This window comes from Sphingomonas sp., from assembly GCF_965227385.1.
Taxonomy (GTDB): domain Bacteria; phylum Pseudomonadota; class Alphaproteobacteria; order Sphingomonadales; family Sphingomonadaceae; genus Sphingomonas.
Genome location: NZ_OZ245750.1, coordinates 170,898 through 197,606 on the forward strand (window position 1 = coordinate 170,898; position 26,709 = coordinate 197,606).

At 67.4% G+C, this 26,709-nt stretch carries 32 protein-coding genes; 21 read left to right on the forward strand and 11 right to left on the reverse strand.

Going from position 1 to position 26,709, the window contains the following annotated elements; translation table 11 throughout:
* Positions 1–25: 25 nt before the first annotated feature.
* From ACO05N_RS00765 to ACO05N_RS00780, 4 genes are all read left to right on the forward strand, one after another.
* A complete protein-coding gene (locus tag ACO05N_RS00765) occupies positions 26–1,015 on the forward strand; it encodes an SPFH domain-containing protein (RefSeq protein WP_422055298.1) in 990 nt (329 codons plus the stop codon).
* Complete coding sequence (locus ACO05N_RS00770) at positions 1,012–1,476, forward strand: NfeD family protein (protein WP_422055299.1); 465 nt, start codon at positions 1,012–1,014, stop codon at positions 1,474–1,476. Before ACO05N_RS00765 ends, ACO05N_RS00770 begins: the two co-directional genes overlap by 4 nt.
* 61 nt (positions 1,477–1,537) lie before the next feature.
* Complete coding sequence (locus ACO05N_RS00775; RefSeq protein WP_422055300.1) at positions 1,538–2,728, forward strand: GNAT family N-acetyltransferase; 1,191 nt, start codon at positions 1,538–1,540, stop codon at positions 2,726–2,728.
* Between the two features lie 201 nt (positions 2,729–2,929).
* Positions 2,930–4,744 carry a DUF885 domain-containing protein gene (locus tag ACO05N_RS00780; protein WP_422055301.1) on the forward strand — a complete coding sequence of 605 codons (1,815 nt, stop codon included), beginning with the start codon at positions 2,930–2,932 and terminating at the stop codon, positions 4,742–4,744.
* 34 nt (positions 4,745–4,778) lie between these two features.
* Here the strand turns inward: ACO05N_RS00780 and chrA are convergent, their stop codons facing one another.
* From chrA to ACO05N_RS00820, 8 genes are all read right to left on the reverse strand, one after another.
* Positions 4,779–6,137 carry a chromate efflux transporter gene (gene chrA, locus ACO05N_RS00785; RefSeq protein WP_422055302.1) on the reverse strand — a complete coding sequence of 453 codons (1,359 nt, stop codon included), beginning with the start codon at positions 6,135–6,137 and terminating at the stop codon, positions 4,779–4,781.
* 22 nt (positions 6,138–6,159) lie between these two features.
* Entirely contained in the window at positions 6,160–6,516 is a 357-nt protein-coding gene (locus ACO05N_RS00790; protein WP_422055303.1) for a hypothetical protein, read from the reverse strand.
* A gap of 38 nt (positions 6,517–6,554) precedes the next feature.
* Entirely contained in the window at positions 6,555–6,830 is a 276-nt protein-coding gene (locus ACO05N_RS00795; RefSeq protein ID WP_422055304.1) for a hypothetical protein, read from the reverse strand.
* Entirely contained in the window at positions 6,824–7,000 is a 177-nt protein-coding gene (locus tag ACO05N_RS00800) for a hypothetical protein (protein ID WP_422055305.1), read from the reverse strand. Before ACO05N_RS00800 ends, ACO05N_RS00795 begins: the two co-directional genes overlap by 7 nt.
* A 155-nt stretch (positions 7,001–7,155) precedes the next feature.
* Positions 7,156–8,778, reverse strand: coding sequence for a phosphoenolpyruvate carboxykinase (locus ACO05N_RS00805; protein ID WP_422055306.1), 1,623 nt, complete (start codon positions 8,776–8,778; stop codon positions 7,156–7,158).
* 121 nt (positions 8,779–8,899) lie between these two features.
* On the reverse strand, positions 8,900–9,706 hold the full coding sequence (locus ACO05N_RS00810; RefSeq protein WP_422055307.1) for a putative DNA-binding domain-containing protein: 807 nt from the start codon (positions 9,704–9,706) through the stop codon (positions 8,900–8,902).
* Complete coding sequence (locus ACO05N_RS00815) at positions 9,703–10,539, reverse strand: DUF692 domain-containing protein (protein WP_422055308.1); 837 nt, start codon at positions 10,537–10,539, stop codon at positions 9,703–9,705. The genes ACO05N_RS00810 and ACO05N_RS00815 overlap by 4 nt, the downstream gene beginning before the upstream one ends.
* 81 nt (positions 10,540–10,620) lie before the next feature.
* Complete coding sequence (locus ACO05N_RS00820; RefSeq protein ID WP_422055309.1) at positions 10,621–10,911, reverse strand: hypothetical protein; 291 nt, start codon at positions 10,909–10,911, stop codon at positions 10,621–10,623.
* 184 nt (positions 10,912–11,095) lie between these two features.
* Here ACO05N_RS00820 and ACO05N_RS00825 point away from each other — a divergent pair, with 184 nt between their 5' ends.
* The 13 genes from ACO05N_RS00825 to cysS all read left to right on the forward strand — a co-directional run bounded on the left by ACO05N_RS00825 (position 11,096) and on the right by cysS (position 20,107).
* Entirely contained in the window at positions 11,096–11,380 is a 285-nt protein-coding gene (locus ACO05N_RS00825; protein WP_422055310.1) for a DUF2282 domain-containing protein, read from the forward strand.
* A 27-nt stretch (positions 11,381–11,407) separates the two neighbouring features.
* The gene (locus tag ACO05N_RS00830) at positions 11,408–11,872 is read left to right on the forward strand and encodes a DoxX family protein (protein WP_422055311.1); all 465 of its coding nucleotides are present in this window, start codon (positions 11,408–11,410) and stop codon (positions 11,870–11,872) included.
* A 27-nt stretch (positions 11,873–11,899) separates the two neighbouring features.
* Positions 11,900–12,430, forward strand: a complete 531-nt coding sequence (locus ACO05N_RS00835) for a sigma-70 family RNA polymerase sigma factor (protein WP_422055312.1) — start codon at positions 11,900–11,902, stop codon at positions 12,428–12,430.
* A gap of 1 nt (position 12,431) precedes the next feature.
* Positions 12,432–13,073 carry a DUF1109 domain-containing protein gene (locus ACO05N_RS00840; RefSeq protein ID WP_422055313.1) on the forward strand — a complete coding sequence of 214 codons (642 nt, stop codon included), beginning with the start codon at positions 12,432–12,434 and terminating at the stop codon, positions 13,071–13,073.
* Positions 13,074–13,127: 54 nt separating this feature from the next.
* Positions 13,128–13,844, forward strand: coding sequence for a response regulator transcription factor (locus ACO05N_RS00845; protein ID WP_422055314.1), 717 nt, complete (start codon positions 13,128–13,130; stop codon positions 13,842–13,844).
* Entirely contained in the window at positions 13,813–15,405 is a 1,593-nt protein-coding gene (locus tag ACO05N_RS00850; protein WP_422055315.1) for a stimulus-sensing domain-containing protein, read from the forward strand. The genes ACO05N_RS00845 and ACO05N_RS00850 overlap by 32 nt, the downstream gene beginning before the upstream one ends.
* A 20-nt stretch (positions 15,406–15,425) precedes the next feature.
* Positions 15,426–15,863 carry an HPr kinase/phosphorylase gene (locus tag ACO05N_RS00855; protein ID WP_422055316.1) on the forward strand — a complete coding sequence of 146 codons (438 nt, stop codon included), beginning with the start codon at positions 15,426–15,428 and terminating at the stop codon, positions 15,861–15,863.
* The gene (rapZ, locus tag ACO05N_RS00860; RefSeq protein WP_422055317.1) at positions 15,860–16,780 is read left to right on the forward strand and encodes an RNase adapter RapZ; all 921 of its coding nucleotides are present in this window, start codon (positions 15,860–15,862) and stop codon (positions 16,778–16,780) included. Before ACO05N_RS00855 ends, rapZ begins: the two co-directional genes overlap by 4 nt.
* Positions 16,781–16,804: 24 nt before the next feature.
* Complete coding sequence (locus ACO05N_RS00865) at positions 16,805–17,212, forward strand: PTS sugar transporter subunit IIA (protein ID WP_422055318.1); 408 nt, start codon at positions 16,805–16,807, stop codon at positions 17,210–17,212.
* Positions 17,209–17,481: an HPr family phosphocarrier protein gene (locus ACO05N_RS00870; RefSeq protein ID WP_422055319.1), complete on the forward strand. Its 273-nt coding sequence runs from the start codon at positions 17,209–17,211 to the stop codon at positions 17,479–17,481. The genes ACO05N_RS00865 and ACO05N_RS00870 overlap by 4 nt, the downstream gene beginning before the upstream one ends.
* A gap of 4 nt (positions 17,482–17,485) precedes the next feature.
* Complete coding sequence (locus ACO05N_RS00875; protein ID WP_422055320.1) at positions 17,486–18,289, forward strand: TrmH family RNA methyltransferase; 804 nt, start codon at positions 17,486–17,488, stop codon at positions 18,287–18,289.
* Between the two features lie 107 nt (positions 18,290–18,396).
* Entirely contained in the window at positions 18,397–18,624 is a 228-nt protein-coding gene (locus ACO05N_RS00880; RefSeq protein ID WP_422055321.1) for a hypothetical protein, read from the forward strand.
* A gap of 52 nt (positions 18,625–18,676) precedes the next feature.
* Entirely contained in the window at positions 18,677–20,107 is a 1,431-nt protein-coding gene (gene cysS, locus ACO05N_RS00885) for a cysteine--tRNA ligase (RefSeq protein ID WP_422055322.1), read from the forward strand.
* 61 nt (positions 20,108–20,168) lie between these two features.
* On the opposite strand, the gene ACO05N_RS00890 is transcribed toward cysS, so the two are convergent.
* The gene (locus ACO05N_RS00890) at positions 20,169–20,927 is read right to left on the reverse strand and encodes a sterol desaturase family protein (protein WP_422055323.1); all 759 of its coding nucleotides are present in this window, start codon (positions 20,925–20,927) and stop codon (positions 20,169–20,171) included.
* 95 nt (positions 20,928–21,022) lie between these two features.
* Between ACO05N_RS00890 and ACO05N_RS00895 the strand changes: the two genes are divergently transcribed.
* From ACO05N_RS00895 to ACO05N_RS00905, 3 genes are all read left to right on the forward strand, one after another.
* A complete protein-coding gene (locus tag ACO05N_RS00895; protein WP_422055324.1) occupies positions 21,023–21,190 on the forward strand; it encodes a hypothetical protein in 168 nt (55 codons plus the stop codon).
* A 70-nt stretch (positions 21,191–21,260) separates the two neighbouring features.
* On the forward strand, positions 21,261–22,037 hold the full coding sequence (locus ACO05N_RS00900; protein WP_422055325.1) for a hypothetical protein: 777 nt from the start codon (positions 21,261–21,263) through the stop codon (positions 22,035–22,037).
* Positions 22,009–22,503, forward strand: coding sequence for a hypothetical protein (locus ACO05N_RS00905; RefSeq protein ID WP_422055326.1), 495 nt, complete (start codon positions 22,009–22,011; stop codon positions 22,501–22,503). Before ACO05N_RS00900 ends, ACO05N_RS00905 begins: the two co-directional genes overlap by 29 nt.
* 17 nt (positions 22,504–22,520) lie before the next feature.
* On the opposite strand, the gene ACO05N_RS00910 is transcribed toward ACO05N_RS00905, so the two are convergent.
* Both ACO05N_RS00910 and ACO05N_RS00915 read right to left on the reverse strand, forming a co-directional pair.
* Positions 22,521–23,891: a DUF1501 domain-containing protein gene (locus ACO05N_RS00910; protein ID WP_422055327.1), complete on the reverse strand. Its 1,371-nt coding sequence runs from the start codon at positions 23,889–23,891 to the stop codon at positions 22,521–22,523.
* A gap of 11 nt (positions 23,892–23,902) precedes the next feature.
* Complete coding sequence (locus tag ACO05N_RS00915; RefSeq protein ID WP_422055328.1) at positions 23,903–25,612, reverse strand: DUF1800 domain-containing protein; 1,710 nt, start codon at positions 25,610–25,612, stop codon at positions 23,903–23,905.
* 153 nt (positions 25,613–25,765) lie between these two features.
* Between ACO05N_RS00915 and ACO05N_RS00920 the strand changes: the two genes are divergently transcribed.
* Positions 25,766–26,701 carry a D-2-hydroxyacid dehydrogenase gene (locus ACO05N_RS00920; RefSeq protein WP_422058677.1) on the forward strand — a complete coding sequence of 312 codons (936 nt, stop codon included), beginning with the start codon at positions 25,766–25,768 and terminating at the stop codon, positions 26,699–26,701.
* The last annotated feature ends 8 nt before the right edge of the window (positions 26,702–26,709 follow it).

Consider the following 26,709-nt stretch of genomic DNA (forward strand, 5'->3'; position numbering starts at 1 on the left):
GACTAGGAAACCCAGGGGACGCGTGATGGAACTGACGGTCGGCGCATTTTTCATCCTGATGGTGCTGGTGCTGCTGTACCTGTTCGCCAGCATCAAGATCGTCCGTCAGGGCTACCACTATACGATCGAGCATTTCGGCCGCTTCACCACCGTCGCGCAGCCGGGGTTCAACCTCTATCCCGCATTCTTCTACCGCGTGGGTCGCCGCGTGAACATGATGGAGCAGGTGATCGATATTCCGGGTCAGGAGATCATCACCAAGGACAATGCGATGATCTCCACCGATGGCGTGGTGTTCTTTCAGGTGCTCGACGCGGCCAAGGCAGCCTATGAAGTGTCGGACCTGTATGTCGCGTTGCTTCAGCTGACGACGACCAACCTGCGCACGGTGATGGGGTCGATGGACCTCGACGAAACCCTGTCCAAGCGCGACGAGATCAACGCGCGGCTGTTGTCGGTGGTCGATCATGCGACGACGCCGTGGGGGGTCAAGATCACCCGCGTCGAGATCAAGGACATCCGCCCGCCCGCCGATATCGTCAACGCGATGGGCCGCCAGATGAAGGCCGAGCGCGAGAAGCGCGCCAATATCCTTGAGGCCGAAGGCTCGCGCGCATCGGAGATCCTGCGGGCAGAGGGGCAGAAACAGGCCCGCATCCTCGAGGCCGAGGGCCGCAAGGAATCGGCCTTCCGGGACGCCGAAGCGCGCGAGCGCGCGGCGGAGGCCGAAGCCAAGGCGACCGAACTGGTCAGCCAGGCGGTCGAAAGCGGGTCGGCCCAGTCGCTCAACTACTTCATCGCGCAGAAATATGTCGAAGCGGTCGGCAAATTCGCGACCAGCCCCAATGCCAAGACGATCCTGTTCCCGGTGGAGGCGACGCAGTTGATCGGCACGCTGGGCGGCATCGGCGAGCTGGCCAAGGAAGCGCTTGGCAGCGGCAAGGACACGCCGCCTGTGCCCCCCTCCCCGCCCGCCCGCGTGCGTCAGTCGCCATTCGGCGGCACGCAGGAATGAGCGACTGGCTGGCTGAACAGGCCGGGTTCGTCTGGCTCATCGTCGCGGCGCTGCTCGCCATCTGCGAGTTGATGATCCCCGGCGTGTATCTGACATTCCTCGCATTTGGCGCGGCGGCGACGGGGGTGCTGGCGCTGCTCTTTCCCGAGCTGGGGGCGATCGGGCAGTTCATCAGCTTCGCGGCCTGGTCGACGGTCGCGGTGCTGGTGGGCAAGCGCTGGTACGGCGCGAACCCGGTGCCGAGCGCCGATCCCGACCTCAACAACCGCGCCGCGCGGATGATCGGGCAGAGCGTCACGGTGGTCGATGCGATCAGCGGCGGCAGCGGCCGGGTGCGCGTCGGCGACGGCGAGTGGCCGGCTGAGGGCCCGGACCTGCCCGCCGGCGCCAAGGCGCGGATCACCGATGTGCGCGGCGGGGTAGTGTTGGTGGAAGCAGTGGCGGCACTGCCGGCCGACTGATCCCACGCTTACCGGATCGAAGGAATTTTACCGCTAACCCTGCGCGTCAGGGAGCGGATCGATGTACGTTGAGCGGATCGACTGGGCGGAGCAACGCAACGGTGTCGCGGTGGCGCGGCATCCGGGGGTCGACGACTCAGTCGATGCGCTGGCACCGTTCCTTTCCCCACAGCACCGGTTCCTACGCGCCGCCTGGTTCGGTGCAGCCGATGACGGCGACGCCGCGACGCTGATCGCCTGGCGTGGCAACGACACACCGTTAGCGGCGATACCGACGATCGGGTTGGGTCCGGCGCTGGTCGGTGCGCGGACCGTGCCGGGCAGCTATTGGCCGTTCCGCGCGCTGCCGATCGCGGCGGATGCCTCCGCCGAAGAGCTTGCAGAGTTCCTTGCTCATCCGGTGACGCTCGGCGCGCTGGGGCAGGTGTGGCGGCTCGGCCCGACCTATGCCGACGATCCCGCGACGCAGCTCTTCTCACGCGCCGCGGCGATGGCCGGGTGGACGGTGCTGTCGCGCCCGCTGGGCCAGACCTTCATCTTCGATCCGGCCACCGGCTGGCCGCGCGCATCGACGCGGCGGCGGCTCGCCAATTATGCGCGGCAGCTCGATCAACAGGGCACGGTCACGATCGAGTCCGTACGCGGGTCCGGGTGGAGTGCGGCGCTGCTCGCCGATCTCGGCGCGATCGAACAGGCGAGCTGGGTCGGGCGCGCGACCGACGGCACGGGTGCCAAATTCCTGTCCGAAACGCGCCGCGCCGACTGGCGCCGCGTGCTGGGCGATCCGGTGCTGGCGCAGATGCTGATGGCGACCGTGCTGCGCGTCGACGGCCGGCCCATTGCCTTCTCGTTCGACCTGCTGACCCCGCCGGTGCAGTACAGCATCGCCAGCAGCTATGACGAAGCCTTCGCGGCCTATCGCCCCGGCAAGCTGGTCACCGCGCATCTGGTGGGGCAGGCCGAAGCGCTGGGCATCGACCGGATCGATTTCGGATCGGGCGACTCCGGCTACAAGCGTGAGATGGGAGCGGAAGCGGGGTCGCGGATCGTCGACCTGTTGCTGGTGCGCAACCGCGCGGCATCTTCGCTGCTCCAGCTGCGCTGGGGCCCCGAATGCGCCATCGCTGCAGAGGCCTATCGCACCGCCAGCCTGCTCCGCCACGGCGCACGCGCACGCAAGGGGCGCAGCCGGATCGACATGCTGATGGCGATGGGCGCGATTGCCGCGGCGGCGATCAGTTTCGGGGAATAGGCGCGCTTCGGGTTGATTGGTGGCGGCACCGGCCCGCTTCTCCACCCGGCCACCCAACGCCAGTGTATTCTATGGGTGGCCGGGTGGGGGAGCGGGCCGGTGCCGCTTCAGCGAAGCTGAAAACGACTCTACCGGGTGGCGCTGGCCGTCCGCGCGGCTAAGGTAACGCGGGTAACCACCTCCCGCGTATCCGGAGCCGTCATGATCGCCAGCCGCCGCCAGTTCCTCGCCTCGACCGCCACGCTTGCCGCATTTCCCGCCCTCCCCGCCTGCGCGAAGGGCGCGCCGTCTGCGGATGCGGCGGCCGACGCACTGCTCAGCGCGACCGCCGAGCAATTGCTGACCAGTTCGCCCGAGAGCGCGACCTCGCTCGGCATCGACAAGGGCGAGCGGGCGCATCTGCGCTCGATGGTCGAGGATCGCAGCATTGCGGGCCGTCAGAAGGTCGCCGAGGGCCTGCGCGCCCGCATCGCGCAGCTCGACGCGCTCGACCGCAATGCGCTGTCGCCGGTGATGCAGACCAATGTCGATGTGGTGCGCACCGCGTTCCAGAACGGGCTGGACGGGTTCGCCTTTGGCTATGGCGATGTCGCGGTCGGCGGGTGGCGCAACACGCCCTATGTCGCAATCCAGAATGTCGGGGCCTATCTCGACATGCCGCGCTTCCTCGACAGCGAGCACAAGGTCGAGAGCGCGGCGGATGCGGCGTCGTGGCTGGCGCGGTTCGAGGGCTGGGCCGGGCAGATCGACGGCGAGACCGAGCGGCTGAAGATCGCCTATGACAAGGGCGTCGTCGCGCCCGACTTCCTGCTCGACAAATGCCTGCGCCAGATCGCGCTGACCCGCGGCACCGATGCGGGGAAATGGGAGCTGGTGGAGAATTTCACCGGCAAGAAGGTCGTGACCGGCGATCAGGCGGTGGCGGTAGCGAAGCTGGCGGCGGGCAGGATCGCCCCGGCGCTCGACCGCCAGATCGCCGAGCTCAAGCGCCATCGCGCCAAGGCGACGTCGGACGCGGGCGTGTGGAAGTTCCCGGACGGCGAGGCATACTACGCCTGGGCGTTGCGCGCCGGCACCACGACGACGATGACGCCCGACGAGGTGCATCGTGCCGGGCAGGAGGAGCTGAAGGCGCTCCAGTCCGAGATGAACACCATCCTCAAGAAGCTCGGTTATTCCAAGGGAACGGTCGGCGCGCGGATGACTGCGCTCGGCAAGGATCCCAAGTTCCTCTACCCCGACAATGACGCCGGGCGGCAGGAAATCCTCGCCTATATGACCAAGACGATTCAGGACATGAAGGCAAAGATGCCGCAGGCGTTCCACACGCTGGTGCGCGGCAATGTCGAGGTGAAGCGGCTCCCGCTCGCCGAAGAGCCGGGCGCGCCGGGTGCCTATGGCGGCGCGGGATCGATCGACGGGACGGTGCCGGGGCGCGTGTGGCTGAACCTGCGCACCACGCATCTGCATACGCGCTACAGCCTCGCCACGCTCGCCTATCATGAGGGCATTCCTGGGCATGCGTGGCAGGGCGAATACACGTTCAAGCTGCCGCTCGTCCGATCGCTGCTGGGGTTCAATGCCTATAGCGAGGGCTGGGCGCTCTATGCCGAGCAGCTCGGCGCGGAGCTGGGCGCGTATGACAGCGATCCGGTCGGGCGGCTGGGCTATCTCCAGAGCCTCGCCTTCCGCGCCTGTCGCCTCGTCGTCGACACCGGGCTGCACGCCAAGCGCTGGACGCGACAACAGGCGGTCGAATGGTTCGCCACCGCCAATGGATCGTCGGTCGAGGAAGTGAGCGGCGAGGTCGATCGCTATTGCAGCTGGCCGGGTCAGGCATGCGGCTATAAGCTCGGCCATACCGCGATCAACCGGCTGCGGACCAAGGCGCAACGCGCACTCGGCCCGCGCTACGATTTCCGTGCGTTCAACGACGCGCTGGTGCTCGGCGGCGGGGTGCCGATGAGCGTGCTGGAAGGCGTGATCGACCGGCACATCGCCGGGCGGAAGGGGTAGCATTCGACCCTCCCCCGCAAGGGGGAGGATTAAGTCAGACCAACCCCGCCTGCCGCAGTGCCACACCCGCACCCGCGCACAACCCGAGCACGCTAAACAGGCCGAGCTTGAGCCGGAACACCGCGATCAACGCGAACAGCGTCAGCGCCGCCGCCCAGGGGTCGATGCGCGTCAGTACGGGCGCATCGAACGACACCGGCCCCGCCCCGACCGCTACGGTCTCCCGAAACACAGCGTGGATCGCGAACCATAGGGCCAAGTTGAGGATCACCCCCACCACCGCCGCCGTGATCGAGCTCAGCGCTCCGGCCAGCGCCGCATTTCCACGCAGCCGCTCGATGAATGGCGCACCGAGGAAGATCCACAGGAAGCACGGCGCGAACGTGACCCAGGTCGCGAGCAGCCCGCCCAGCGTCCCGGCCAGCATGGGGGAGAGCATGCCGGGGTCGCGATAGGCGCCCAGGAACCCGACGAACTGCAGCACCATGATCAGCGGCCCGGGCGTGGTCTCCGCCATGCCGAGCCCGTCGATCATCTCGCCGGGCGAGAGCCAGCCATGATGCTCGACCGCCTGCTGCGCGACATAGGCGAGCACGGCATAGGCCCCGCCGAACGTCACCATCGCCATCTTGGCGAAGAAGGTCGCGATCTGGCTGAGCACATGGTCCGGGCCGAGCGACAGCAACAGCGCCGCGATCGGAACCAGCCACAGCGCCAGCCACAGCAACGTGTCGAACAGCACCGCACGCCAGCGCGGCCGGGCGTGATCGGGCAAGTCCTCGCCCAGCACCGTGTCGCGATCGGCAACGCCGCCGCCCGATCCGCCATGCCCGCCGTCCGCGAACGCCTTGCTGCCGGACCGCCCCGCCAGCCAGCCGATCAGTCCCGCGACAAGCACGATCAACGGAAAGGGAGCACCGAGGAAAAAGATCGCGACGAACGACGCCGCCGCGAGCAGCCGCGCGGCGTTGGAACGCAGCGCGCGTCCGCCGATCCGCACCACCGCCTGTGCCACAATCGCCAACACCGCGGCCTTGAGCCCGAAGAACAGCCCGCCAATCAGCCCGCTGGTACCCCACAGGACATAGATCCAGCTCAGCGCCATGATGGCGAGCGCGCCGGGCAGGATGAACAGCGCGCCCGCGATCAGCCCGCCGACCCGCTTGTGCAGCAGCCAACCGATATAGGTCGCCAGCTGCTGCGCCTCCGGCCCGGGCAGCAGCATGCAGAAGTTGAGCGCGTGGAGAAACCGCTGCTCACCGATCCAGCGTTTCTCATCGACCAGCACGCGGTGCATCACCGCGATCTGCCCCGCCGGCCCACCGAACGACAGCGCGGCGATGCGCAGCCACACGCGCACCGCTTCTCCCAGCGGGATCGTAGATCGAGCCATGCTCAGGCCCGCTGACGCGCGGTCACGTCTTGCCGAACAAGCCCGAGGCGATGCCGCCCAGATCGTTGAGCGGGTTGCCGTCGCCGTCGCGGTCGAGCGCGCCGAGGATGCCGCCCGCGCCGTCCTGTTGCAGCATCGTCGCGAATTTGCCGAGCGCGCCCTCGCCGCCGATCTGGGTGATCAGTTCCTGGATTTTGTCGAGCGGCAGGCCGGTCGCAGCCGCCGCGCCTTCCGCCGTGTCGCCGGCCATCTGGTGATGTTTCGCCAGCGCCTGAACCGCCTGATCGACATGCTCGGGCGAGAGCCCGACCTTTGCCGCAAGGTTCGCAAGGCCGTCGCTGCCGCCGACCTGGCCCAGAATCGAATCGAGGATGCTCATCTGCGTCGCTCCTTCAAAAGGGGGAAGCCCGTCCGATCCTAACCCGCCGGGTGCAGGGCGTCGAGACGCGCAACAACCGCGCGGAAGCCGCCGTCGTCGGCGATGGCGAGATCGATCGGACGGCCGCCAAGCGAGGTGTCATGCGTGTTTAGGAAAGCGGCTGCTGCGACGCTGTCCCGAAGCCGCTCCCAAACCAGTGTCGCCACCCGCCCCTGTCGCGCAACCGCCGCCGGAGCGAGCAGCGGTCTGTGGCTATGGCGGCGGAACTGGCGCGTGCGCGGCTTGTCGGTTTCGAGCGGTGCAGGCGTCAACATGGCGCGCGCGTCAGCGAACCCTCTTCGCCAAATCCGCTGCGCAGCACGCGGATGCGATCCGCATAGCCCTTGGCAAGGTCGCGGTGCGACCGGGTCGCGCACACGCAATCCGATGCCTTGGCGCGCATCAGCGAAACCTGATGCCGATAGAGAAGATAGTTGAGGTCCACAGCGCGGCTCCCGTCATGTAAGCGGGAGCGCGAAGAATCTCTCAGCCGTTGGCGCCTACGGAGTGATGTGCCGACGATGAACCGGATATAGGCGCTGGACCGAAAAATAGCCAGCGCCATCCCCCGCCGGTGCATCGGCGGGGGACGGTCGCGGATCAGGCGGGCTCGGTCGCCTTGCTGCTGCGTGGCGCTGCGTCGCGGACGCCCGCATCGACATAGTCCGCGAACTGCGCGAAGTTGGCGACGAATTCGTCGACCAGCCTGGCCGCCGTCGCGTCATAGTCGCCCTTGTCCGCCCAGGCGGCGCGCGGGTCGAGCATGTTGGGGTCGATCTCGCCGACCGCGACCGGGACCATGAAGCCGAAATTGGGGTCCTGACGGAACTCCGCATCCTTCAGGCTGCCGTCGAGCGCGGCGTTGAGCAGTGCGCGCGTGACGCGGATCGGCATGCGTTTGATCCCCGGCATCGTCGCCTTGCCGCCGCTCCAGCCGGTATTGACCAGCCAGCAATCGACCCCGCCCTTGGCGATCCGCTCTTTCAGCAGATTGCCATAGACAGACGGATGGCGCGGCATGAACGGCGCGCCGAAACAGGTGGAAAAGGTCGCGGTCGGCTCGGTCACGCCGATCTCGGTCCCTGCGACGCGTGCGGTATAGCCCGAGAGGAAGTGGTACATCGCCTGATCCGGCGTCAGCTTCGCGATCGGCGGCAGCACGCCATAGGCGTCGGCGGTGAGAAAGATGATGTTTTTCGGCACCGGGCCGAGATTGTCCGCGCTCGTATTCGGGATGAAGTCGAGCGGGTAGGATCCGCGGCTATTCTCCGCGAGACTGTTGTCGTTGAAGTCGAGCTCGCGCGTCGCATCGTCCATCACGACATTTTCGAGCACCGTACCGAAGCGCTTGGTGGTGGCGAAAATCTCCGGCTCGGCCTCGGCCGACAGGTTGATCATCTTGGCGTAGCAGCCGCCCTCGAAATTGAACACCGCGGTGTCGGACCAGCCATGCTCGTCATCGCCGATCAGCGTGCGGCTGGCGTCGGCGGACAGCGTCGTCTTGCCGGTACCCGACAGGCCGAAGAACACCGCCGTGTCGCCGTTCGGGCCGATATTGGCCGAACAATGCATCGGCATGATGCCCTGTGGCGGAAGCAGATAGTTGAGCAGGCCGAACACGCTCTTCTTCATCTCGCCGGCATAGGCGGTGCCGCCGATCAGGATCAGTTTTTCGGTCAGGTTGACCGCGATCACCGTCTCGCTGCGGCAGCCATGCTTCGCCGGATCGGCGCGGAAGCTCGGCAGGTCGATGATGGTATATTCGGCGACGAAATCGCGCAGCTCATGCGCTTCCGGGCGGACCAGCAGGGTGCGGATGAACTGGCTGTGCCAGGCGAGCTCGTTGACCACGCGCACGGTGACGCGATGCTCGGGCTGCGAGCCGCCATACAGGTCCTGGACGAACAGCGTGTCCCGGGTAGCCAGATGCGCGAGGAAATCGGCCTTGAGCGCCGCGAAATGCTCCGGCGTCATCCCGACATTCGTGCTGCCCCACCACACGCTGTTCTCGGTCTCGGCGTCGCGGATGATGAATTTGTCCTTGGCGCTGCGCCCGGTGTGCTTGCCGGTTTCGACGACCAGCGGCCCGTCCTTGGCGAGGCGGCCCTCACCGCGACGCACAGCATGCTCGACCAGTTGGGCAGGCAGCAGGTTCCAATGGATGGCGGCCCCGGCCGCGACGCCCAGCGCGTCGAGGCCGATCTTCGGCGTACGATCGGTCACGTCTCTCTCCTCCGCCGCGCCTCTCCGCACGGCATTGCATTCGTATGCGTGGAGTCGCGCATAGGCAGCGGCGGAAACGGGGGTCAACGCTAGTAACCGGTGTCAAAAGCGCGATAGCTGTCTATTTTTCGGTGACAACGCTGACCTGTTGCAGCGATGTGCGGATCGACGCGATCAGGCCCAGCTCCAGCCAGTGGTTGAGGATCGCCCCGGCTGCCGTTGCAGCCGCTTCCGGATCGAGCCGCGCGGCGAGGCGGGTGCAGATGTCGCCGAAGCTCGCGCCGTGCAGCGCGGCGTTCAGCGCTTCGCCCTCATGGTCGGGGAGCAGGGCGAACACCGCCTCCTCGCCTTCGCGCCAGACCAGCAGCCACTGGGGTGTCTCCAGCCGCTCGACGATCGGCTGATCCGCATCCTGCGCCAGGGACCGCCACAGCTGGGCCAGATCATGGGTCACCGGGCGCAGCGCCGTGCCCGAGATCGGAACGAGCACGAGTTGCTCCCAATCCGTCGCATCAAACCCCGCCGTCGCCGCGGCGAACCCGGCATGCGTCAGCGGCGTTTCGTCGGCGGCGGTGAAGGCGCTTTGCATTGCCCATTCGAGCCAGGCGAGTTCCGGCACATCGGGGTCATGGGCAAACAGCTCGGCGCAGGTGTCGGCGAACCCCTCCCCGGCCCGATCGATCGTCCAGGCCGATGGCGGATGCGCGATCAGATGGTGCGCCGCCGCCTGATGAAAGGCCTCTGCACCGACCAGCCGCGCGGTGCGCGCATAGCTGTCCGCCAGCACGTCGAGCAGCCGCGCGCGATAGCCGTTGCGATACACCGCCATGCCCGCCGCGCGCGTGGCGTCGAGACCGGGCGGCAACGGCGCGTCGTCATTGTGCAGGCAGGCGAGGAAGGAGTCCTGCAGTTCAGCCAGCGCAGTCATGCCGCCGCCTCCAGCCGCGCGGTCGCGGCGATGGCGCGCGCCCGATCGAGCTCGGTGAGCAGCTCGGCCAGCGGCGGGACTGCGTCGTCGCGCTCGATCATCACCGCGACCGGCCCGAGCAGCGCGATTGCGCGGGCGAACAGATCCCAGACGGCATCGCAGACCGGGCGGTCATGCGTGTCGATCACGATCTCGCCCGGCGTGTGCCCGGCAAGGTGCACCTGGCGCACCCGCTCTGCGGGGATGCCCGCCAGATAGTCGCGCGGGTCGAAGCCGTGATTGCACGCGCTGACATGGATATTGTTGACGTCGAGCAGCAGGTAACAGCCGGTGCGGCGGCTCATCTCGGTCAGAAACTGCCATTCGGTGAATTCGTCCTGCGGAAAGGACAGATAGCTTGACGGATTCTCAAACAGCAGCGCGCGGCCCAGCACATCCTGTGCGCGGTCGATATTGTCGCATACCAGATCGAGCGCATTGCGGGTCAGCGGCATCGGCAACAGGTCGTGGCTGTTATGCGCGCTGGTGCGTGTCCAGCACAGATGATCGGACACCCAGAGCGGATCGATCCGGTCGGCCAGCGTTCGCAGTCGCGCGAGATGATCGGGGTCGAGGCCGTGCGCCGATCCGATCGACATCGACACGCCGTGCAGGATCACCGGCAGCTTCGCGCGCACCTGTTCCAGAATGCGGATCGGGCGGCCGCCATCGATCATGAAATTTTCGGAGATCACCTCGACGAAATCGACCGCGACCTCGCCCTCCAGAAAATCCCGATAATGGTCGCGGCGCAGGCCAAGGCCAAAGCCGCCAAAGGGCGTGACGGGGTCCATGGCGTCGCTCCTGGCAGTCAACAGATGGATCCGGCGGGCCTTGGGGTTTGCGGGGGGTGCGGCCCGCCGGATCGGGCAGGATCAGCCGAGGTCGCCGATCGTGCCGCCCTTCGAGAGGCATTCACCGGCCTTCATCGCCTTGAACCCGTGACCCTTGCAGGCATTGTTGCCCTTGCACTGATGTTCGGCGGTCGCGCAGTCGGACTGGCCCTTGCAGCTGTGCAGGCCATAGCAATGGACAGTGTCGTTCGCGCCGATCGCGCGGCCCTTGCTGCCGGCGGGGGTGTCGGCGGCGAAGGCCGCGACCGAACCCAGTGCGATGGCGGCGGCGGTGGCGGCGATGGATGCGGCGGTGCGCGTGGCGGTCTTCATGTGGCTATTCCCTTCAGGCGGATCGTCGTGCGGAAGCGCACATCGGTCGGTTCGCCCCACGCCGCATGGGGGTTACACCCGAAACAATTTTTTCCGGCTGTAACATCCGGGTGGTCGACCCCGAATGAGCAGCTGTGCCGACGCTGTCAGCGCCGACACGGATCCACAGCCGGAGACGATGACGATGACCACTTCCCCGATTGCCCGCCTCGCCGGGCTCGCCGCCACCGCCGGCCTCGCCGCCGCGCTCGGCACCGCCCCCGCCATGGCGCAGAAGCCCGAAATGGAAAAATGCTATGGCATCGCCAAGGCCGGCAAGAATGACTGTGCGGCGGGCCCCGGCACCAGCTGCGCCGGCACTTCGACCCGGGACTATCAGGGCAACGCCTGGAAGCTGGTTGCCAAGGGCACGTGCGAAAAGACCGAAACGCCCAAGGGCAAGGGTTCGCTGACCCCGGTCCAGCGCTGATCCATTTCGTACAGACGGGATATCGACATGCAGCGCATCGCATCTTTGTACGACCGGGCCGTCACGCTGGTCGGCTCGCACCCGGCAGAGGGCGTTGCGCTGCTGCTGGTCCGGGTCGCGCTCGCCGGAGTCTTCTGGCGCGCGGGCCGCAGCAAGGTGGTGGAGGGGAGCTGGTTCGAACTCAGCGACTCCACCCACTATCTGTTCGAGAATGACTACAGCGCGGTTCCGCTGCCGCCTGAGTTCGCGGCGCCAATGGCGCTGATGGCGGAGCATCTGTTCCCCGCCTTGCTGCTGATCGGTCTCGCTACCCGCTTCTCGGCGCTCGCGCTGCTCGGCATGACGCTGGTGATCCAGATTTTCGTCTATCCCGATGCTTGGTGGGCGACCCATATCCTGTGGGTCGCGCTGGCAGGAATCCTGGTCGTGCGCGGCGGAGGCATGGTCTCGCTCGACGCGCTGATCGCCAGCTGGCACCGTCGGCGGGGCTGACACCGGGTCAGGGCGGCGGGGGCGGCGATGATTGCAGACGAAGCCGGCTTCGTGCGGCTGATGATTGCGGCTCAGGCGGGCGACAGCCGTGCCTATACCGTCCTGCTGACTGAGGTGCAGCTGTGGCTGGAACGGTATTTCCGCCGCCGCGTCGCGCCCGCCCAGCTCGACGATCTGGTGCAGGAGGTGCTGCTGGCGCTGCATGCCAAGCGCGCGACATGGGACGAAACGCGTGCCTTTCTACCCTGGCTCGCGGCGATCGCGCGCTATCGCTGGGTCGATCATCTGCGCCGAGTCTATCGCAGCGCAGAAGACGCGCTGGAGGATCAGGATTCGGCCGAGGACAGCGACGAAGAGGCGGTGCTGGCGCGGATGAGCCTGGAGCGATTGTTCGTCCACCTGCCCCGCGGCCAGTGCGAGGCGATCGAGCTGGTCAAGATCAAGGGGCTGTCCGTGTCCGAGGCAGCTCAACGCAGCGGTCAGAGCGAAAGCCTGATCAAGGTGAATATCCATCGCGGTTTGAGAAAGCTCGCCGCGCTCGTAGAAGAGGCCGATTAAAATGACCCGCCCGCCGTCCCCCTTGATCGCACAGCTCGCCAGCGAGCTGGAACCGGTGCGCCCTGTCCGCATGGGGCATGGCCGCGCGCTGCTGGCCGTGTCCGTGGCCGCAACGATTGGCATCGTCGCACTGGGGCTGGGCCTGTGGTCCGGCCCGCTGCATGGCGAGGCGGCGGGGATGTTCTTCGTTGCCAATGCGCTGATCGGACTGGTCGGTTTGGTCTCGGCGCTCGCTGTCATCCGAATGGCCGGCCCGCGCGTCGGGGCGCGGCAGGACGGTGCGCGCTGGCTGCTCGCCGCGCTTGCGATCCTGCCCATGGCCGCCGTCCTGCTTGCCGCGATCGAGGGACAGATCGATTGGCATGAGCACGCGACCCATGGTCCGGAATGCTTCATCGCCGGGACCTGCGGCGGCGCGTTGGTGGCGGTCGCCCTGGTCGCCTGGCTGCGGCGCGGGGCACCGGTCGCCCTCAGGGTCGCTGGCTTCTACACCGGCGTCGCCGCCGGCGCGCTCGGCAGCTTTGCCTATGGCCTGTCGTGCCCGGTGGATTCGATCGGCCATCTTGGCATCTGGCACGTCGCGCCGGTCGCCGTATCTGCCGCGCTGGGGCGGGCCTTCGTGCCGCGCTGGGTGCGCTGGTAGCGGACACACCCCTCCCTTGTTGAGCCGCGCGGCACATTCCGCTACCCCGCGTGCATGACCGCAACGATTGCGCTGGTCGATGACGACCGCAACATCCTGACGTCCGTGTCGATCGCGTTGCAGGCCGAAGGGTTTGTGACGCGCGTCTATTCGGATGGCGAGGCGGCGCTGAAGGCGCTGGTCGACAATCCGCCCGAGCTGGCGGTGCTCGACATCAAGATGCCGCGCATGGACGGGCTGGAGCTGCTGCGCCGGCTGCGCGAGAAGAGCCAGATCCCGGTGATCTTCCTGACCAGCAAGGATGACGAGCTGGACGAGGCGCTGGGCCTTGCCATGGGCGCGGACGATTATATCGCCAAGCCGTTCAGCCAGCGGCTGCTGATCGCCCGCATCCGCGCGATCCTGCGCCGGACCGAGCTGGTCGCGGCGACGGCGCAGGGCGAAGAGGAGGCGACGACCGAGGTCCAGCCGGTGATCGAGCGCGGCCCGCTCACGATGGACCCGGCGCGGCACAAGGTGACGTGGAAGGGCGACAACGTCACCCTGACCGTCACCGAATTCATGATCCTCGAAACGCTCGCCCAGCGGCCCGGCATCGTCAAGACGCGCAACCAGCTGATGGATGCGGCGTACCAGGACGACATCTACGTCGATGACCGCACCATCGACAGCCATATCAAGCGCGTGCGCCGCAAATTCCGGCAGGTCGATCCCACATTCGACGCCATCGAGACGCTCTATGGCGCCGGATATCGCTTCTCCGACGAATAGGCCCGCGGCACCGCGGGAAGAGCGCGACCTGTCGCTGCGCTGGTCGGGCCGCGTCAGCCTGACGCCGCGCATTCTGGCGGTGAACATCTTTGCGCTGGTGATGCTGGCGGGTGGGTTCTTCTACCTCGACAGCTATCGCGCGCGGATCGTGGACAGCCGCGTCGAACAGGCCAGCCGCGAGGCGCGGCTGATCGCGCAGGCGATCGCAATGACCCCGCCGGACGATCGCACCGCGCTGATCGAACGCGTGGCGAGCGAGGCGGATATCCGCATCCGCCTGTATGATCGCGCGGGGCGGATGACGCTCGACACGCGCGCACTGGGCCTCAACAATTTCGTGCTGCGCGATCCCGACAAGGATCCGTGGAACCAGAGCGCGGCGCGCTTCCTCGACGCGGTGATCGATACCGTGGCGGGCGCGGACCGGGCGCAGCAGTTTCGCGAGCGCGCGCCGACCAAGGGGCTGGACTGGCCCGATCTCGCCGCCGCGCTGCGCACGGGTGAGGCGAGCGCGACGGTGTGGCGCGCGCCCGATCGCACGCCCGTCATCACCGCCGCAGCGCCCTACGGACCGGGAGGGGCGGTGTTCACCAGCTCCAACGCGCGCGACATTACCCAGCGGGTGCGGATCGAGCGGTTCCGGCTGGGGCTGGTGCTGGCCTTCACCGCCGGGTTGTCGATCTTCCTCTCGCTGTTCCTCGCCCGCACCATCGTCCGCCCGCTGCGCCGCCTCGCCCGCGCGGCGGTGCGGGTGCGGCTGGGGCGCGCGCGCGAAGTGGTGGTGCCGCGCCTGCCCGAACGGCGCGACGAGATCGGGCACCTCGCCCGGTCGCTGTCCGACATGAGCCTCGCCCTGCGCGCGCGGATCGACGCGACCGAGGCGTTCGCCGCCGATCTGGCGCATGAGATCAAGAACCCGCTCGCCTCGCTCCGCTCCGCCGTCGACAGCCTGATGGCGGTGCGCGATCCGGCGCTGCAGGCGCAGCTGCTGGCGGTGGTGCGCGACGATGTGCTGCGGCTCGACCGGCTGATCAGCGACATTTCGGAGGCATCGCGGCTCGATGCGCAGCTGTCGCGTGCCAAGTTCGATCCGGTCGATCTGGGCGCGATGCTGGCGGCGATGGTCGAGCAGCGCACCGCGCGCGGGGTCGAGCGCGGCATCCGCCTGCGCTTCGACGCGCCGATCGGGCCGATGCCGCGCGTGATGGGCGAAGGCGCACGGCTGGAGCGGGTCTTTGCCAATCTGATCGACAACGCCATCTCCTTTTCCCCCGATGGCGGCACCGTGGCGCTATCGCTGATCGCCGTCGGCGACATGCTGGAGGCGCGGGTCGAGGACGAGGGGCCGGGTGTACCGGAAGAAGCCCGCGAGGCGATCTTCCGCCGCTTTCACACCGACCGGCCGGAGGGCGAGGAATTCGGCAAACATTCCGGACTGGGACTTGCGATTGCGCGGACCATCGTCGAAGGTCATCAGGGTACGATCGGCGTCGAAACGCGCGAGGACCGGATGCAGGGCGCGCGGTTCGTCGTCCGGCTGCCGTTCGTGCAGGCGGGTTGAGCGTACGGGGAGTTAGAAGCGTGGCGATCCTGTCTTCCGAAACGCTGCACGCGTCCTGCGTCGCGATCGACGGGCGCGCCGTGCTGGTCGAGGGGCGGTCGGGCGAAGGCAAGTCCGATCTGGCGCTGCGGCTCATCGACCGGGGCGCGCTGCTGGTGTCCGACGACTATACGATCTGCGCGCGGCGCGACGGCATGCTGTATGGCGCCCCCCCGGCGACGATCGCGGGTAAGATCGAGGTGCGTGGGATCGGCCTGATCACCCTGCCTCATGCCGACAGCGCACCGATCGCGCTGCTCGTTACCATTCTCGACGATCCGCCGCGCATGCCGGAGGGGCCGCAATCGCGACGAATCGCCGGGGTCGACGTGCCGGTAGTGGCGCTGCCCGCGCTCGAACCGTCGGCGCCGATCAAGGTCGAACTGGCATTGCGTCACCTCACGGAGCTCAGGCGATGAGCAAGCGGCGGCCCAAGCAGATCCTGCTGGTCACCGGCATGTCGGGCGCGGGTAAGTCGACCGTGCTGCGCACGCTGGAGGATCTGGGGTGGGAGGTGGTCGACAATCTGCCGCTGCTGCTGCTCAATCGCCTGCTCGACACCGACCCACCCGAGGGCAGCGACGGCGACGATCGCCCGCTCGCGCTCGGCATCGGCACGCGCACGCGCGGGTTCGACGCCGACAGCATCGTGCGCCGCATCAAGAAGCTGCGCGACGAGCGCGGCTACGACATGGGCACCCTGTTCCTCGATTGCGCGGGCGCGGAGCTGGAGCGACGATATTCGGAGACGCGCCGTCGCCACCCGCTCGCGCTCGACCGGCCGGCGGGCGACGGGATCGTGCGCGAGCGCGAGTTGCTGCAGCCGCTGCGCCGTTGGGCCAATCGCGTGATCGACACGACCAGCCTGACGTCGAACGAACTGGCGCAACAGATCCGCACGACCTTTTCCGGACCGGGCCTGGGCGAGACGGTGGTGTCGGTGATGTCGTTCGGCTTTGCGCGCGGCGTGCCGACCGGGGCCGACCTGGTGCTCGACATGCGCTTCCTGCGCAATCCGCACTGGGTCGAATCGTTGCGCCCGGGCACGGGCAAGGACCCCGACGTCGCTGCCTATGTCGCCGGCGACCCGGCCTATGCCGACGGGGTTGGACGGATCGAGGAGCTGCTGCTGCTCCTCCTCCCCCGCTATCAGGCGGAAGGAAAATCCTATGTTACCATCGCATTTGGCTGTACCGGCGGGAGACACCGGTCGGTGCACGTCGCCGAACGCGTCGCTGCCCGGTTGCGCGACGCGGGTTTTTCGCCCACGGTGACGCATCGTGACTTGCAAACCGCGCCGCAGGACTCGCTAGAAGGCCCGCCGGTCGGCAACTGAACCGCATGGGACAAGCGTAAAGACATGATTGGACTGGTACTCGTGACGCACGGGCGGCTCGCGGAGGAGTTCGTCGTCGCGATGGAGCATGTCGTCGGCCGTCAGGACCGGATTGCCACCATCTGCATCGGCCCCGAAGACGATATGGAGGAGCGGCGCGCGGATATCGCCAAGGCGATCGTCGCGGTCGATGGCGGGCGCGGGGTGATCCTGCTGACCGACCTGTTCGGCGGCACCCCGTCGAATCTGGCCATTTCGCTGCTGGAGGCCGGCAGGGTCGAGGTGATCGCCGGCATCAACCTGCCGATGCTGATTCGCCTGGGCGGCGCGCGCAAGACGATGAAGGTGACCGAGGCGGTCGCCGCCGCGCGTGAAGCGGGCAAGAAGTACATCACCGTCGCGTCCGAAGTGCTCGGCGAGGCCGCCGCTTGAGCCGGGTCAGCCGCACCGTCCTGATCGGCAACCGCCGCGGACTGCACGCGCGCGCCAGCGCGAAGTTCGTCACCCTTGCCTCGTCGCTGCCGTGCGAACTGACCGTCGAGAAGGACGGCAACGCCGTTACCGGCACGTCGATCATGGGCCTGATGATGCTGGGCGCGGCGATGGGCGACACGATCACGATCAGCGCAGCCGGTGACGGCGCCGAGGACGCGGTGCTAAAGCTCGTCGAACTGGTCGAGGATCGCTTCGGCGAGGATTGAGCCGGTGCGCGAAATAACCGCCTTTTCCAACCCGCTGGTGAAGCGGGTCCGCTCCTTGCGCGACAAGAAGCATCGTCGCGACGAGGGGCTGTTCCTGGCCGAAGGGCTGCGCATCCTGACCGAAGCGCGCGAGGCGGGGCATCTCCCCGCCTATCTGTTCTTTGCCAAGGGCCATGACGGACACCCGCTGGCGCAGGAGCTCATCGCCGCGACGGAAGGTTCGGGCGGTGAGGTCATCCAGACCGACAGCGACATTCTGTCCAAGCTGTCGGGCAAGGATAATCCCGGCGCGGTCGTGGGCGTCTATCGCGAGCTTTCGACCGACCTCGCCCGCATCGACCGCAGCGCCGCGCCGCTCTGGCTGGTGGCCGAGCGGCTGCGCGATCCGGGCAATCTCGGCACGATCCTGCGCACTGCCGATGCGGTCGCCGCGGGCGGGCTGATCCTGGTCGACGAGTGCGTCGATCCGTTCAGCGTCGAAGCGGTCCGCGCGAGCATGGGCGCTCTCTTCACGATTCCCTTGGCGCGTGCGCCGTGGGATGAATTCCACGCCTGGCTGCGCGCCGGCCCCGGCCAGCTGGTCGGCCTCGCGCTCGAGGGGGCAGTCGATTACCGCGCGCCGAACTTTGCCGCGCCGGTGTTCCTGCTGACCGGGAACGAGGCGCAGGGGCTCCCCTCCGATTATGCCGCAGCGTGCGACGTGCGGGTCAAAATCCCGATGCTGGGCAAGGCGGATAGCCTGAATGCAGCCGTCGCGACCGCCGTCATGGCCTACACCGTGCTGGACCGAATTCGTCCGTTGGACTGACTCGGGACGTGTTGCAGTTTGGCGACACCTGACCCGCTCCGTCGATACGCGCTTGGAACAAAATCGCGTTTCCGTGCGTCGAACCGGGCAAGTCTGGAGACGAGCCGATGTTCTATGACACGACCCCCTTCACTGCCGCCCAGAGCGGCTATCGCATTGCCTTTCGCCCCGGCGAGCAGAATGTGTGCCCCGGATGCGGCCAGTCGCACTGGATGATCGGGCGCATGACCGCCGAGTGCGCGTTCTGCGCGACGGCGCTGCCGATCCACAGCGGCGGCAGTTTCGGCACCGGCACCTTCCGCGTGAGCGAGAAGCCCAAGCCGCTCGCCGCATGATTCCCGCGCGGGGAGGTTGGTAAGCCGCCTCCCCCGCGCTATGGCGCCGCACATGACTGGCGCCACGCTCACCCTCTACAACAGCCTCACCCGCGCGCTCGAACCGTTCGCGCCGATCGACCCCGCCAAGGGCGTGCGCGTCTATTCGTGCGGGCCGACGGTCTATAGCGACCCGCATCTCGGCAATCTGCGCGCCTATGTCTTCACCGATACGCTCAGCCGAGTGCTGCGGTGGAAGGGCCATGCCCTGACCCATGTCATCAACATCACCGATGTCGGCCATCTGACCTCCGACGCCGATGCGGGCGAGGACAAGATGGAAGCGGCGGCGAAGCAGCGCGGCCTGAGCGCGTGGGACATCTCCCGCCACTATGCCGATGTGTTCCGCCGCAATTTGCGCGACCTCAACATCCGCACCCCCGATCACATGCCGCTGGCGACCGATTACGTCGCGAAGATGATCGACTTCGCCAAGGGCATCGCCGACCGGCATTGCTACCAGCTCGACAGCGGCCTGTATTTCGACAGCAGCACCGTGCCCGATTACGGCAAGCTGTCCGGCGGGCAGGACGATGCCGGTGAAGGCCGGATCGAGAGCGTCGAAGGCAAGCGCCATCCGCAGGATTTCGCGATCTGGCGCACCACCCCGCCGGGCGAGACGCGGCAGATGGAGTGGGATTCGCCCTGGGGTCGCGGCGCGCCGGGCTGGCACCTCGAATGTTCGGTGATGAGCGCCGAGCTGCTCGGCCTGCCATTCGACATCCACACCGGCGGGATCGACCATCGCGAGATCCACCACGTCAACGAAATCGCGCAGAATCAGGCGCATTGCGGGTGCGCGAATTCGGGCGCGAAGGTCTGGATGCACAACAATTTCCTGGTCGATCGCGGCGGGAAAATGTCGAAGTCGAAGGGCGGCATCGCGACGCTCGAAGCGCTGGTGGCAAAGGGCGTGCACCCGCTCGCCTATCGCCTGATGTGCCTGAGCGCGCATTACCGCAGCGAGCTGGAGTTCAGCGGCGAGAATCTGATGGCGGCGCTCGTGCGGCTGCGGCGGCTGGTGCTGGCGGCGGAGAAATTCCGTGCCGCCGAGGGCAAGGGTGGCGGGAATGCCGCAAGCTATCTCGAGCGGCTCGACGCGGCGGTGTCGGACGACCTCAACACCCCCAGGGCGCTGCCGGTGCTGGAGGAACTGCTCGCCGACAAGCAATTGGGACAGGAAGCGCGGCTGATGGTGCTGGCACAGTTCGACGAAGTGCTGGGCCTGGACCTGCTGCATTTGTCCCGCGCCGACCTCCGCGTCCGCCCCGCCGACGCACTGGTCAGCGAAGCGGAAATCGAAACGCGCCTGGCGCAGCGCAAGGAAGCCCGCGCCGCGAAGGACTTCGCCCGATCGGACGCACTCCGCGACGAGCTGATCGGTGCTGGCGTCGAGGTGATGGACGGCGATCCGATTGGGTGGGACTGGAAGGTCGAGATCTAAACTGACGCCCCGGCGAAGGCCGGGGAGACAGCCCCCTCTGCAACGAAAGGCCCGCGCGCCCTTACCGGCGCAGGGGTGACGCCAGCTGGATCAGCAACCCGTCGCGCGGTGCGTCGGCAATGCCGACCACGACGTCCGAGCCATCGGGACGCCGCTCGGTCCCGAACAGGCGGTCCCACAGGGTGAACATATCGCCATAATTGCCCGATGCCGCGCCCGCCGCCGCGTCGTGATGCAGCCGGTGATAGCGCGGCGTGACGAACAGCCGCTCGGCAACGCTGGCGGCCGGTGCAGGCAACCGGACATCGGCATGCTGCCAGAACGCCGCCATCAGCAACAGCGCATCGACCGCCAGCACCACCGCGCTCGCGGGCGCGAGCGCTGCGCTGATCGCGACGGCAAGGGCTAGGCCCACCAGCTGCTCGATCGGATGGTTGCGCAGGCCGCTCGACACGTCGAGCTCCGCATCAGCGTGATGGACGCGGTGCAGCCGCCAGAGCAAGGGATGGGCATGCATCGCGCGGTGCAGCCAATAGGCGGCGAAGCTGCGCGTGACGAGCAGCACGGCGAGGGCCACCGCTGCGGCCATGGCAAGATGCGCTTCCAGGCCCAGTCCCGCCGCGCGGGACCATGACGCCGCGACCAGGGTGGAAACGGGCAGCAGCGCCGCGATCGCGAACCCAATCGCGCCAAGCCCGAAATTGGTGGTCCAGCGCCGCCGTCGGTTGACCGACCGCTCGACGTCCCCGTCCGCCTCCAGCGCGAACAGCAGCGCGAACCCGCCGCCGAGCACGAGCGATGTCCAAAAATACGCGCTCACGCCCGCCACTTACCCCTCAATTTTCGGCACCGACGATTTACAACGCCGCCCGTGATGATATCGATTTAGCAGAACAGGATAGGGGAACAATGACGATGCGCGCCGGAACTCTGATGGCATTCGCGGTGATGGCAGTGGTGGGCGCAAGCCCGGCAATCGCCGGACTGCCGCCAACGCCGACGCCCGAAATGGGCGTGGGCCTTGCCGCAATGATCGGCGTTGCGGTCGGCTATCGTGCGCTTCGTCGCCGTATCAAGCGCTGAACGATCCGCGCCGCGTGGCGCGGCCGGAACGACCATTGATCGGACAAGCTGGCTCGCCCTCGCCACCATCGTGGCGGGGGTCAACGCGCTGGCATCGAACTTGCTCGCCAGCTTTGCGCGCGGATGGGCAACCACCCTGCTCGATCTGGGCGGGGTCAACCCGGCGCTGTGGTTCGCGCTGTTCGCCATCGGCAGCATCGCGGCCGAACCCGATGAAGCGGGCGATGCCCGCCCGGCAATGACCGCGCGCGACTGGCTGGTATTTGCCGCCGTGCTGGGTGCAGCCTTCACCCCCATCCCATTGGCGGGAGCGGTGGGCGTGTTCCTGGGCGGGCTGTGGATGCTGTTGCGCGGCACAAAGGGGTCGCGTGCGCGACGGATCGGCGTGATTGCGCTCGCGCTGACCTCGATGCTGATCTGGGGCCGCGCGTTGCTGGTTCTTGCCGGCGGCCCGGTGCTGTCGCTCGATGCCGCCTTTGTCGCGTGGCTTGCGGGGACCACGGCGCAGGGCAATCTCGTCTATTTCGCGGGTGAGGCCCAGCCGTTCGTCATCGGCTTTGGTTGTTCGTCGATGGACAACATGACCTTGGCGGTCCTGTTCTGGGCCGCGCTGACGCAATTGCTGCGCATTCCGCTCGATCGCCACTCGGTGCTGCTGTGCATGACGGCGATGGGCGCCAATTTGTTCGTCAACGTGCTGCGCCTGGCGGTGATCGCGCACAAGCAGCAATATTATGACTATTGGCACAGCGGTCCGGGCGGAATGCTGTTCGCATGGGCAGGCCTCGCCGTTGTCGCCGTTATCGTGGGGGTTGGGTGTGCCCGGCTGGCGGATCGGCGCGCTTAGTGCGCTTGGCCTGGCACTGATCGCAGGTTCGCTTGGGGTCAAGGCGATGGCGACCGGCGCGGTCCTGCGCGACCAGGCACGGTTCGACGCGGAGGTGATCGCGCGGCTGCAAGCTCAGGGGTTCACCGCCACGCGCGAGCATCGCTATGCCGATATCAGCCGGGTCCATGCGCAGCGGGGAAACTGTCGCGTGCTCGTGCAGGAGGCGAGCCGCGTCAATGAATTCGACGCGGTGTATCGCCTCAAGGCGCGCAGCTATGGCCCGCTGCGCTACCGCTATCGCGGCGCATGGCGCGCACCGCCGTCCGAAGCAATGCTGCAGGCCGAAAGCTTCGTGCAACGCCTGAGCGCGCGGCTGGGGATCTTCGTGCCGATCTCGGTCCCGGTCGCGATTGCCGGCTCGCCGGGCTGCAATCTCGACGCGATCGATTTCGGCCCGCTCGAACTTTCGATGCGCCGCCTCTGAGCCGTCCGCCTCGACCCTCAAACAAACCCCAGATTCGTCGTCGCGTAATTCCCGATGTTCGGCAGCACCGTCGACATGTTCCCCGCCGACACCCCGAACCAGCTTGCCAGCGTCGCGGCATATTGATCGACCGAGGTCGTCGGCAGCAGGCGCCCCTGTCCCACATCGCTTGGCGTGTTGTGCCCGAAATCGGGCGGGGTGCCATAGATGCGGCCGCCCTGCACCGCGCCGCCCAGCACGAAATGCATGCTGCCCCAGCCATGGTCGGAGCCGTCGTCATTCTGCGTCAGAGTACGGCCGAAATCGGATGCGGTGAAGCTGGTCACCTTGTCCGCGATGCCCAGCGCGTTGGTGGTGTCGTAGAAAGCACGCATCGCGTCGGCGACGCGACCGATCAGGGTCGGGTGATCGCGCAGCAGGAAATCGTGCATGTCCCACCCGCCGATCGACACGAAGAACACCTGTCGTTTGGAACCCAGTTCCTGCGACACCGAAATCAGGCGCGCGACGATCTTGAGCTGGTCGGCCAGCGAATTGCCGACCGGAAACAACGGGAAATTCGCCGCCGGTGCGCTGCCCAGCGCACCATTGACCTGCGCATAGAGGTCGAGCGCGCGTTTCGACACGGTGGCATGTTCGTTGGCGATGAGGTTCGCCTGCGCCCCGCCCATCAGCGTCCGCAGCGTGCTGGCCGCGGTGGCCGATCCGAACAGCGTCGATGCGCCGTTGATCAGCGCGGTCGGCCCGTTGGTGCCGGTGACATATTGGATTGCACTGCGCCCCGACAGATAGGTCGCATTGCCCGAAGCGCTGATACAGGTCAGCGCGCTGGTGCCGTTGCCGCTCTGCAGCAGGTCGCCGATGCGGCCGCCCCAGCCCGACGTCGCGCCCTCCGCGCTCGATGCCTGCCAATAGCTTTGCTGGTCGTTGTGGCTGAACAGCTTGGGCGGCAGCGCCACCGACCGCGCGTTGTATTCCGCCTTGGTCGTCGGCCGCACCAGCGTGCCGACATTGAGGACCGGGGCGAGCTTGCCCGCATTGAACAACGGCAGCAGCGACGCCATCGTCGGCGCCAGCGCATATTGCCGCCCACCCAGCGCATTGGCCGGGTTGAGCAATGTCGCGGTCAGGCTGTCGCGCGTGTGCCCCAGCGTCGGGCGCTGCGCGAGATAGGCGGCATGCGTTGCGCTGTCATAGGGCGGCAGCGTGTTGGCGTAATCATTGCCGCCATAGAGGAAGATGCACACCAAAGCCTTGTAATCGCTGGCGACCGCGGCCGATGCTTCGCCGATCGCGGCAAGCTGCGTGACGAAAGGCGCGGCGGCACCCGCTGCACCGAGCGCGGCGGTGCGCTTGAGGAAGGCGCGGCGCGATTGGTTCTGATCCATGTCCCGGCCCCTCACTTCAACGTCAGAAATTCGGGCGACGCCAGCGTCAGCAGGACAGCGATCGCGATGCGGTTATTGGTGTTGGTCGAGCTGTCCACCGCAGCACGGATCGCCGCCACGGTGGCGCTGGAGAGCTGACCGGCGGCGAGCCACAGATTGACCCGCTCGACCAGTGCCGCGCTGTCCCCCGCGATACCGCTGATCGAACCGTAATCGGTGCGCAGGTCGGTCGTGTTGTTCACCACCGACTGCATGTAGTTCACATAGCCGACAACGCTGATTTCATTGGTGATCTGCAATTCCGGCGCGACCAGCCCGGCGGTCGCGATCGGCGTGTTGGGCGGGGTGTAGCCGGGGCGGAAGAAGTTGAACACCGACGGGCTGCGTCCCATCGACTGTGCCAATCGGTTGGTGGAATTGCTGGTGTTGCCGGTGGTCCAGTTGCCCGACACGCTGGTCGCACCGAATGCGCGCGCCCAGCCGGTCAGGCGCATCACCGGCTCGCGCAACTTGCCCGCGCTGGTGGCGGTCGGCTCGGTCCGTGCCTCGCTGTCCATCAGGATCGCGCGGATCACCGCCTGCATGTCGCCGCGCACGCCCGATCCATTGTCGGCGAACTTCGCCGCGACGCGCCCGACATAGGCGGGCGAGGGATTGCTGGTGGCCAGCCGCTGGATCAGCTGTTTCGATACGAACGGCGGCACATTGGGGTGAGCAAAGATCGCGTCGAGCGCCTGCTTGACCGCATCCGCGCCCGATGCCCCCGCCGCCACATTGGTGCCAAGGAAGGTCGAAGCGCCAGTCTCATGCTGACCGGTGTTGAAGATCATCGCACGGCGGTAGCGGTCCGGCGTCGTATTGTCGGAACTGTCGAGCACAAGGCCCGTGAAGACCCGCGCCAGCCCCGATACGTCCGCCGGCGTATAGGTCTCGACCGGCTGTCCGCCCGACGTCACCACGCTGCCGTCCATGTTCAGCCGGTAGAGGCCGATGGTGAACAGCTGCATCAGCTCGCGCGCATAATTCTCGTCGGGGACCGATCCGGTGCGGCTGTCCGCCTTGCGGTTGCCGAGATAGGTCAGGAACGACCCCATTGCGGGGTTGTAGGTGACCCGCTCGATCAGCGTGCGGAAATTGCCGAACGCATGCTCCATGAGGATGTCGACATAGGCGGCCATCGCGAATTGCCGCCAGCTCAGGTTGACCCCGTCGATCCCGACGACAAGGATTTCGAGCAGCGCCATGCCGACCCGCTGGCGCAGCTGATCGCCCGCCCCGACCAGCTGGCTCCAAATCGCATTGTCGAAGCCGTTCTGGTTGTTGACGTTGGCCGCGTCGTTATAGCCCTTGGCCACCAGCCAGTCCCACAGGCTGGTCGGGCGCGATTTCCCGAATTCGGCGGTGATCCAGGCGTCGTAACCGCGCGCCTGCACGTCGGCGATATCGGCGGCGGTCGCGCCCATCGTCGCCTGCGCCAGGAAGCGGCTGGCCTGCCCCGCAGTGGGCGGCAGCACCGGGCTGGACGTCGGCGTCGGGCCGGGCGTCGAGACAACGCCACCGCCCCCACCGCCGCCCGAATCGCATGCCGCAAGCGCCAGTGCGAGACCGCTGACCCCGACTGTGGTGAAGCTGCCGCCCGCCCGCGCGAGATCACCCGCAACCGGCTGTTCCCGCACGTCTAGATCATCCGCCGCGATCAGCGGCGATTCCGGTTTGTCCATTGGTCCCACCCCCGGGGCGGGTCACACCTTGCCCCACCCGATCCTCTCAATCTTTCTAGAGGCCTGCCAGAGGGAAACAGCGTGAAGCCCGTGCTAACCGACTCGGTCCGGCGCGAATTGCGCGCTCTTCGCCGCCGCCGTAACATCATGGCCATGAAAGCTGTGCTGCCCGCGCTCGCCCGCCCGCTGATCGAACCCGGCCTGCCCGCCGGCATCACCGCGCATTGGTTCGCCAGCCGTGAGGAGGCGCTGGCGATGATCGGCGACGCCGATATCGGCTGGGTCGACATGAACCGCCCGGGCTGGACCGGGGAGATCGCGGCGGCGGGAAAGCAGCTCAAATGGCTGTCGACCATCTATGCCGGGATCGACGCGTTCGACATCGACCTGCTCAAGGCGCGCGGCACGATCCTGACCAACGGCGTCGGTATCAACGCGATCGCGGTCGCCGAATATGCGGTGCTCGGCATCCTCGCGGCGGCCAAGCGCTTCGACGAGGTGGTGCGGATCGCCGACCGGCGCGAATGGCCGGGCGACGCGCCGGGCAAGGTCGAGCTATGCGAAACGCGCGCGCTGGTGATCGGTTACGGCACGATCGGACGGATGATCGGGGAGCGGCTGGCAGCGTTCGGCGTCGATGTCACCGGCGTTACCCGCTCGGGCCGCGACGGCACGCTGACGCCCGACCAGTGGCGCACGCACCTCGCGGACCATGACTGGATCATCCTCGCCGCCCCCTCGACCGATGCGACGGCGGCGATGATCGGCGCGGACGAACTGGCGGCGATGAAACCCGGCGCGTGGCTGATCAACGTCGCACGCGGCGACATGGTCGATCAGGACGCGCTGATCGCCGCGCTGCACAAGCGGCGGATCGGCGGCGCATTTCTCGACGTGGTGACGCCCGAGCCGCTGCCCGCCGACCACCCGCTCTGGACCGCGCCCAACACGCTCCATTCGATGCATCTGTCGGGCCGCTCGCAGACGCGGATGTTCATGCGCGCCACCGCTTTGTTCCTCGACAACGCCCGCGCCTTTGCCGAGGGTCGGTCGATGAAGAATGTCGTCGATCTCGACGCAGGCTACTGACGCGGCTA

Bases quoted from the DNA above. Each gene is read 5' to 3' on its own strand.
- ACO05N_RS00765 (WP_422055298.1), top strand. From the start codon at position 26: ATGGAACTGACGGTCGGCGCATTTTTCATCCTGATGGTGCTGGTGCTG.
- ACO05N_RS00770 (WP_422055299.1), top strand. From the start codon at position 1,012: ATGAGCGACTGGCTGGCTGAACAGGCCGGGTTCGTCTGGCTCATCGTC.
- ACO05N_RS00775 (WP_422055300.1), top strand. From the start codon at position 1,538: ATGTACGTTGAGCGGATCGACTGGGCGGAGCAACGCAACGGTGTCGCG.
- ACO05N_RS00780 (WP_422055301.1), top strand. From the start codon at position 2,930: ATGATCGCCAGCCGCCGCCAGTTCCTCGCCTCGACCGCCACGCTTGCC.
- chrA (WP_422055302.1), bottom strand. From the start codon at position 6,137: ATGGCTCGATCTACGATCCCGCTGGGAGAAGCGGTGCGCGTGTGGCTG.
- ACO05N_RS00790 (WP_422055303.1), bottom strand. From the start codon at position 6,516: ATGAGCATCCTCGATTCGATTCTGGGCCAGGTCGGCGGCAGCGACGGC.
- ACO05N_RS00795 (WP_422055304.1), bottom strand. From the start codon at position 6,830: ATGTTGACGCCTGCACCGCTCGAAACCGACAAGCCGCGCACGCGCCAG.
- ACO05N_RS00810 (WP_422055307.1), bottom strand. From the start codon at position 9,706: ATGACTGCGCTGGCTGAACTGCAGGACTCCTTCCTCGCCTGCCTGCAC.
- ACO05N_RS00815 (WP_422055308.1), bottom strand. From the start codon at position 10,539: ATGGACCCCGTCACGCCCTTTGGCGGCTTTGGCCTTGGCCTGCGCCGC.
- ACO05N_RS00820 (WP_422055309.1), bottom strand. From the start codon at position 10,911: ATGAAGACCGCCACGCGCACCGCCGCATCCATCGCCGCCACCGCCGCC.
- ACO05N_RS00825 (WP_422055310.1), top strand. From the start codon at position 11,096: ATGACCACTTCCCCGATTGCCCGCCTCGCCGGGCTCGCCGCCACCGCC.
- ACO05N_RS00830 (WP_422055311.1), top strand. From the start codon at position 11,408: ATGCAGCGCATCGCATCTTTGTACGACCGGGCCGTCACGCTGGTCGGC.
- ACO05N_RS00835 (WP_422055312.1), top strand. From the start codon at position 11,900: ATGATTGCAGACGAAGCCGGCTTCGTGCGGCTGATGATTGCGGCTCAG.
- ACO05N_RS00840 (WP_422055313.1), top strand. From the start codon at position 12,432: ATGACCCGCCCGCCGTCCCCCTTGATCGCACAGCTCGCCAGCGAGCTG.
- ACO05N_RS00845 (WP_422055314.1), top strand. From the start codon at position 13,128: ATGACCGCAACGATTGCGCTGGTCGATGACGACCGCAACATCCTGACG.
- ACO05N_RS00850 (WP_422055315.1), top strand. From the start codon at position 13,813: ATGGCGCCGGATATCGCTTCTCCGACGAATAGGCCCGCGGCACCGCGG.
- rapZ (WP_422055317.1), top strand. From the start codon at position 15,860: ATGAGCAAGCGGCGGCCCAAGCAGATCCTGCTGGTCACCGGCATGTCG.
- ACO05N_RS00865 (WP_422055318.1), top strand. From the start codon at position 16,805: ATGATTGGACTGGTACTCGTGACGCACGGGCGGCTCGCGGAGGAGTTC.
- ACO05N_RS00880 (WP_422055321.1), top strand. From the start codon at position 18,397: ATGTTCTATGACACGACCCCCTTCACTGCCGCCCAGAGCGGCTATCGC.
- cysS (WP_422055322.1), top strand. From the start codon at position 18,677: ATGACTGGCGCCACGCTCACCCTCTACAACAGCCTCACCCGCGCGCTC.
- ACO05N_RS00895 (WP_422055324.1), top strand. From the start codon at position 21,023: ATGCGCGCCGGAACTCTGATGGCATTCGCGGTGATGGCAGTGGTGGGC.
- ACO05N_RS00910 (WP_422055327.1), bottom strand. From the start codon at position 23,891: ATGGATCAGAACCAATCGCGCCGCGCCTTCCTCAAGCGCACCGCCGCG.
- ACO05N_RS00915 (WP_422055328.1), bottom strand. From the start codon at position 25,612: ATGGACAAACCGGAATCGCCGCTGATCGCGGCGGATGATCTAGACGTG.
- ACO05N_RS00920 (WP_422058677.1), top strand. From the start codon at position 25,766: ATGAAAGCTGTGCTGCCCGCGCTCGCCCGCCCGCTGATCGAACCCGGC.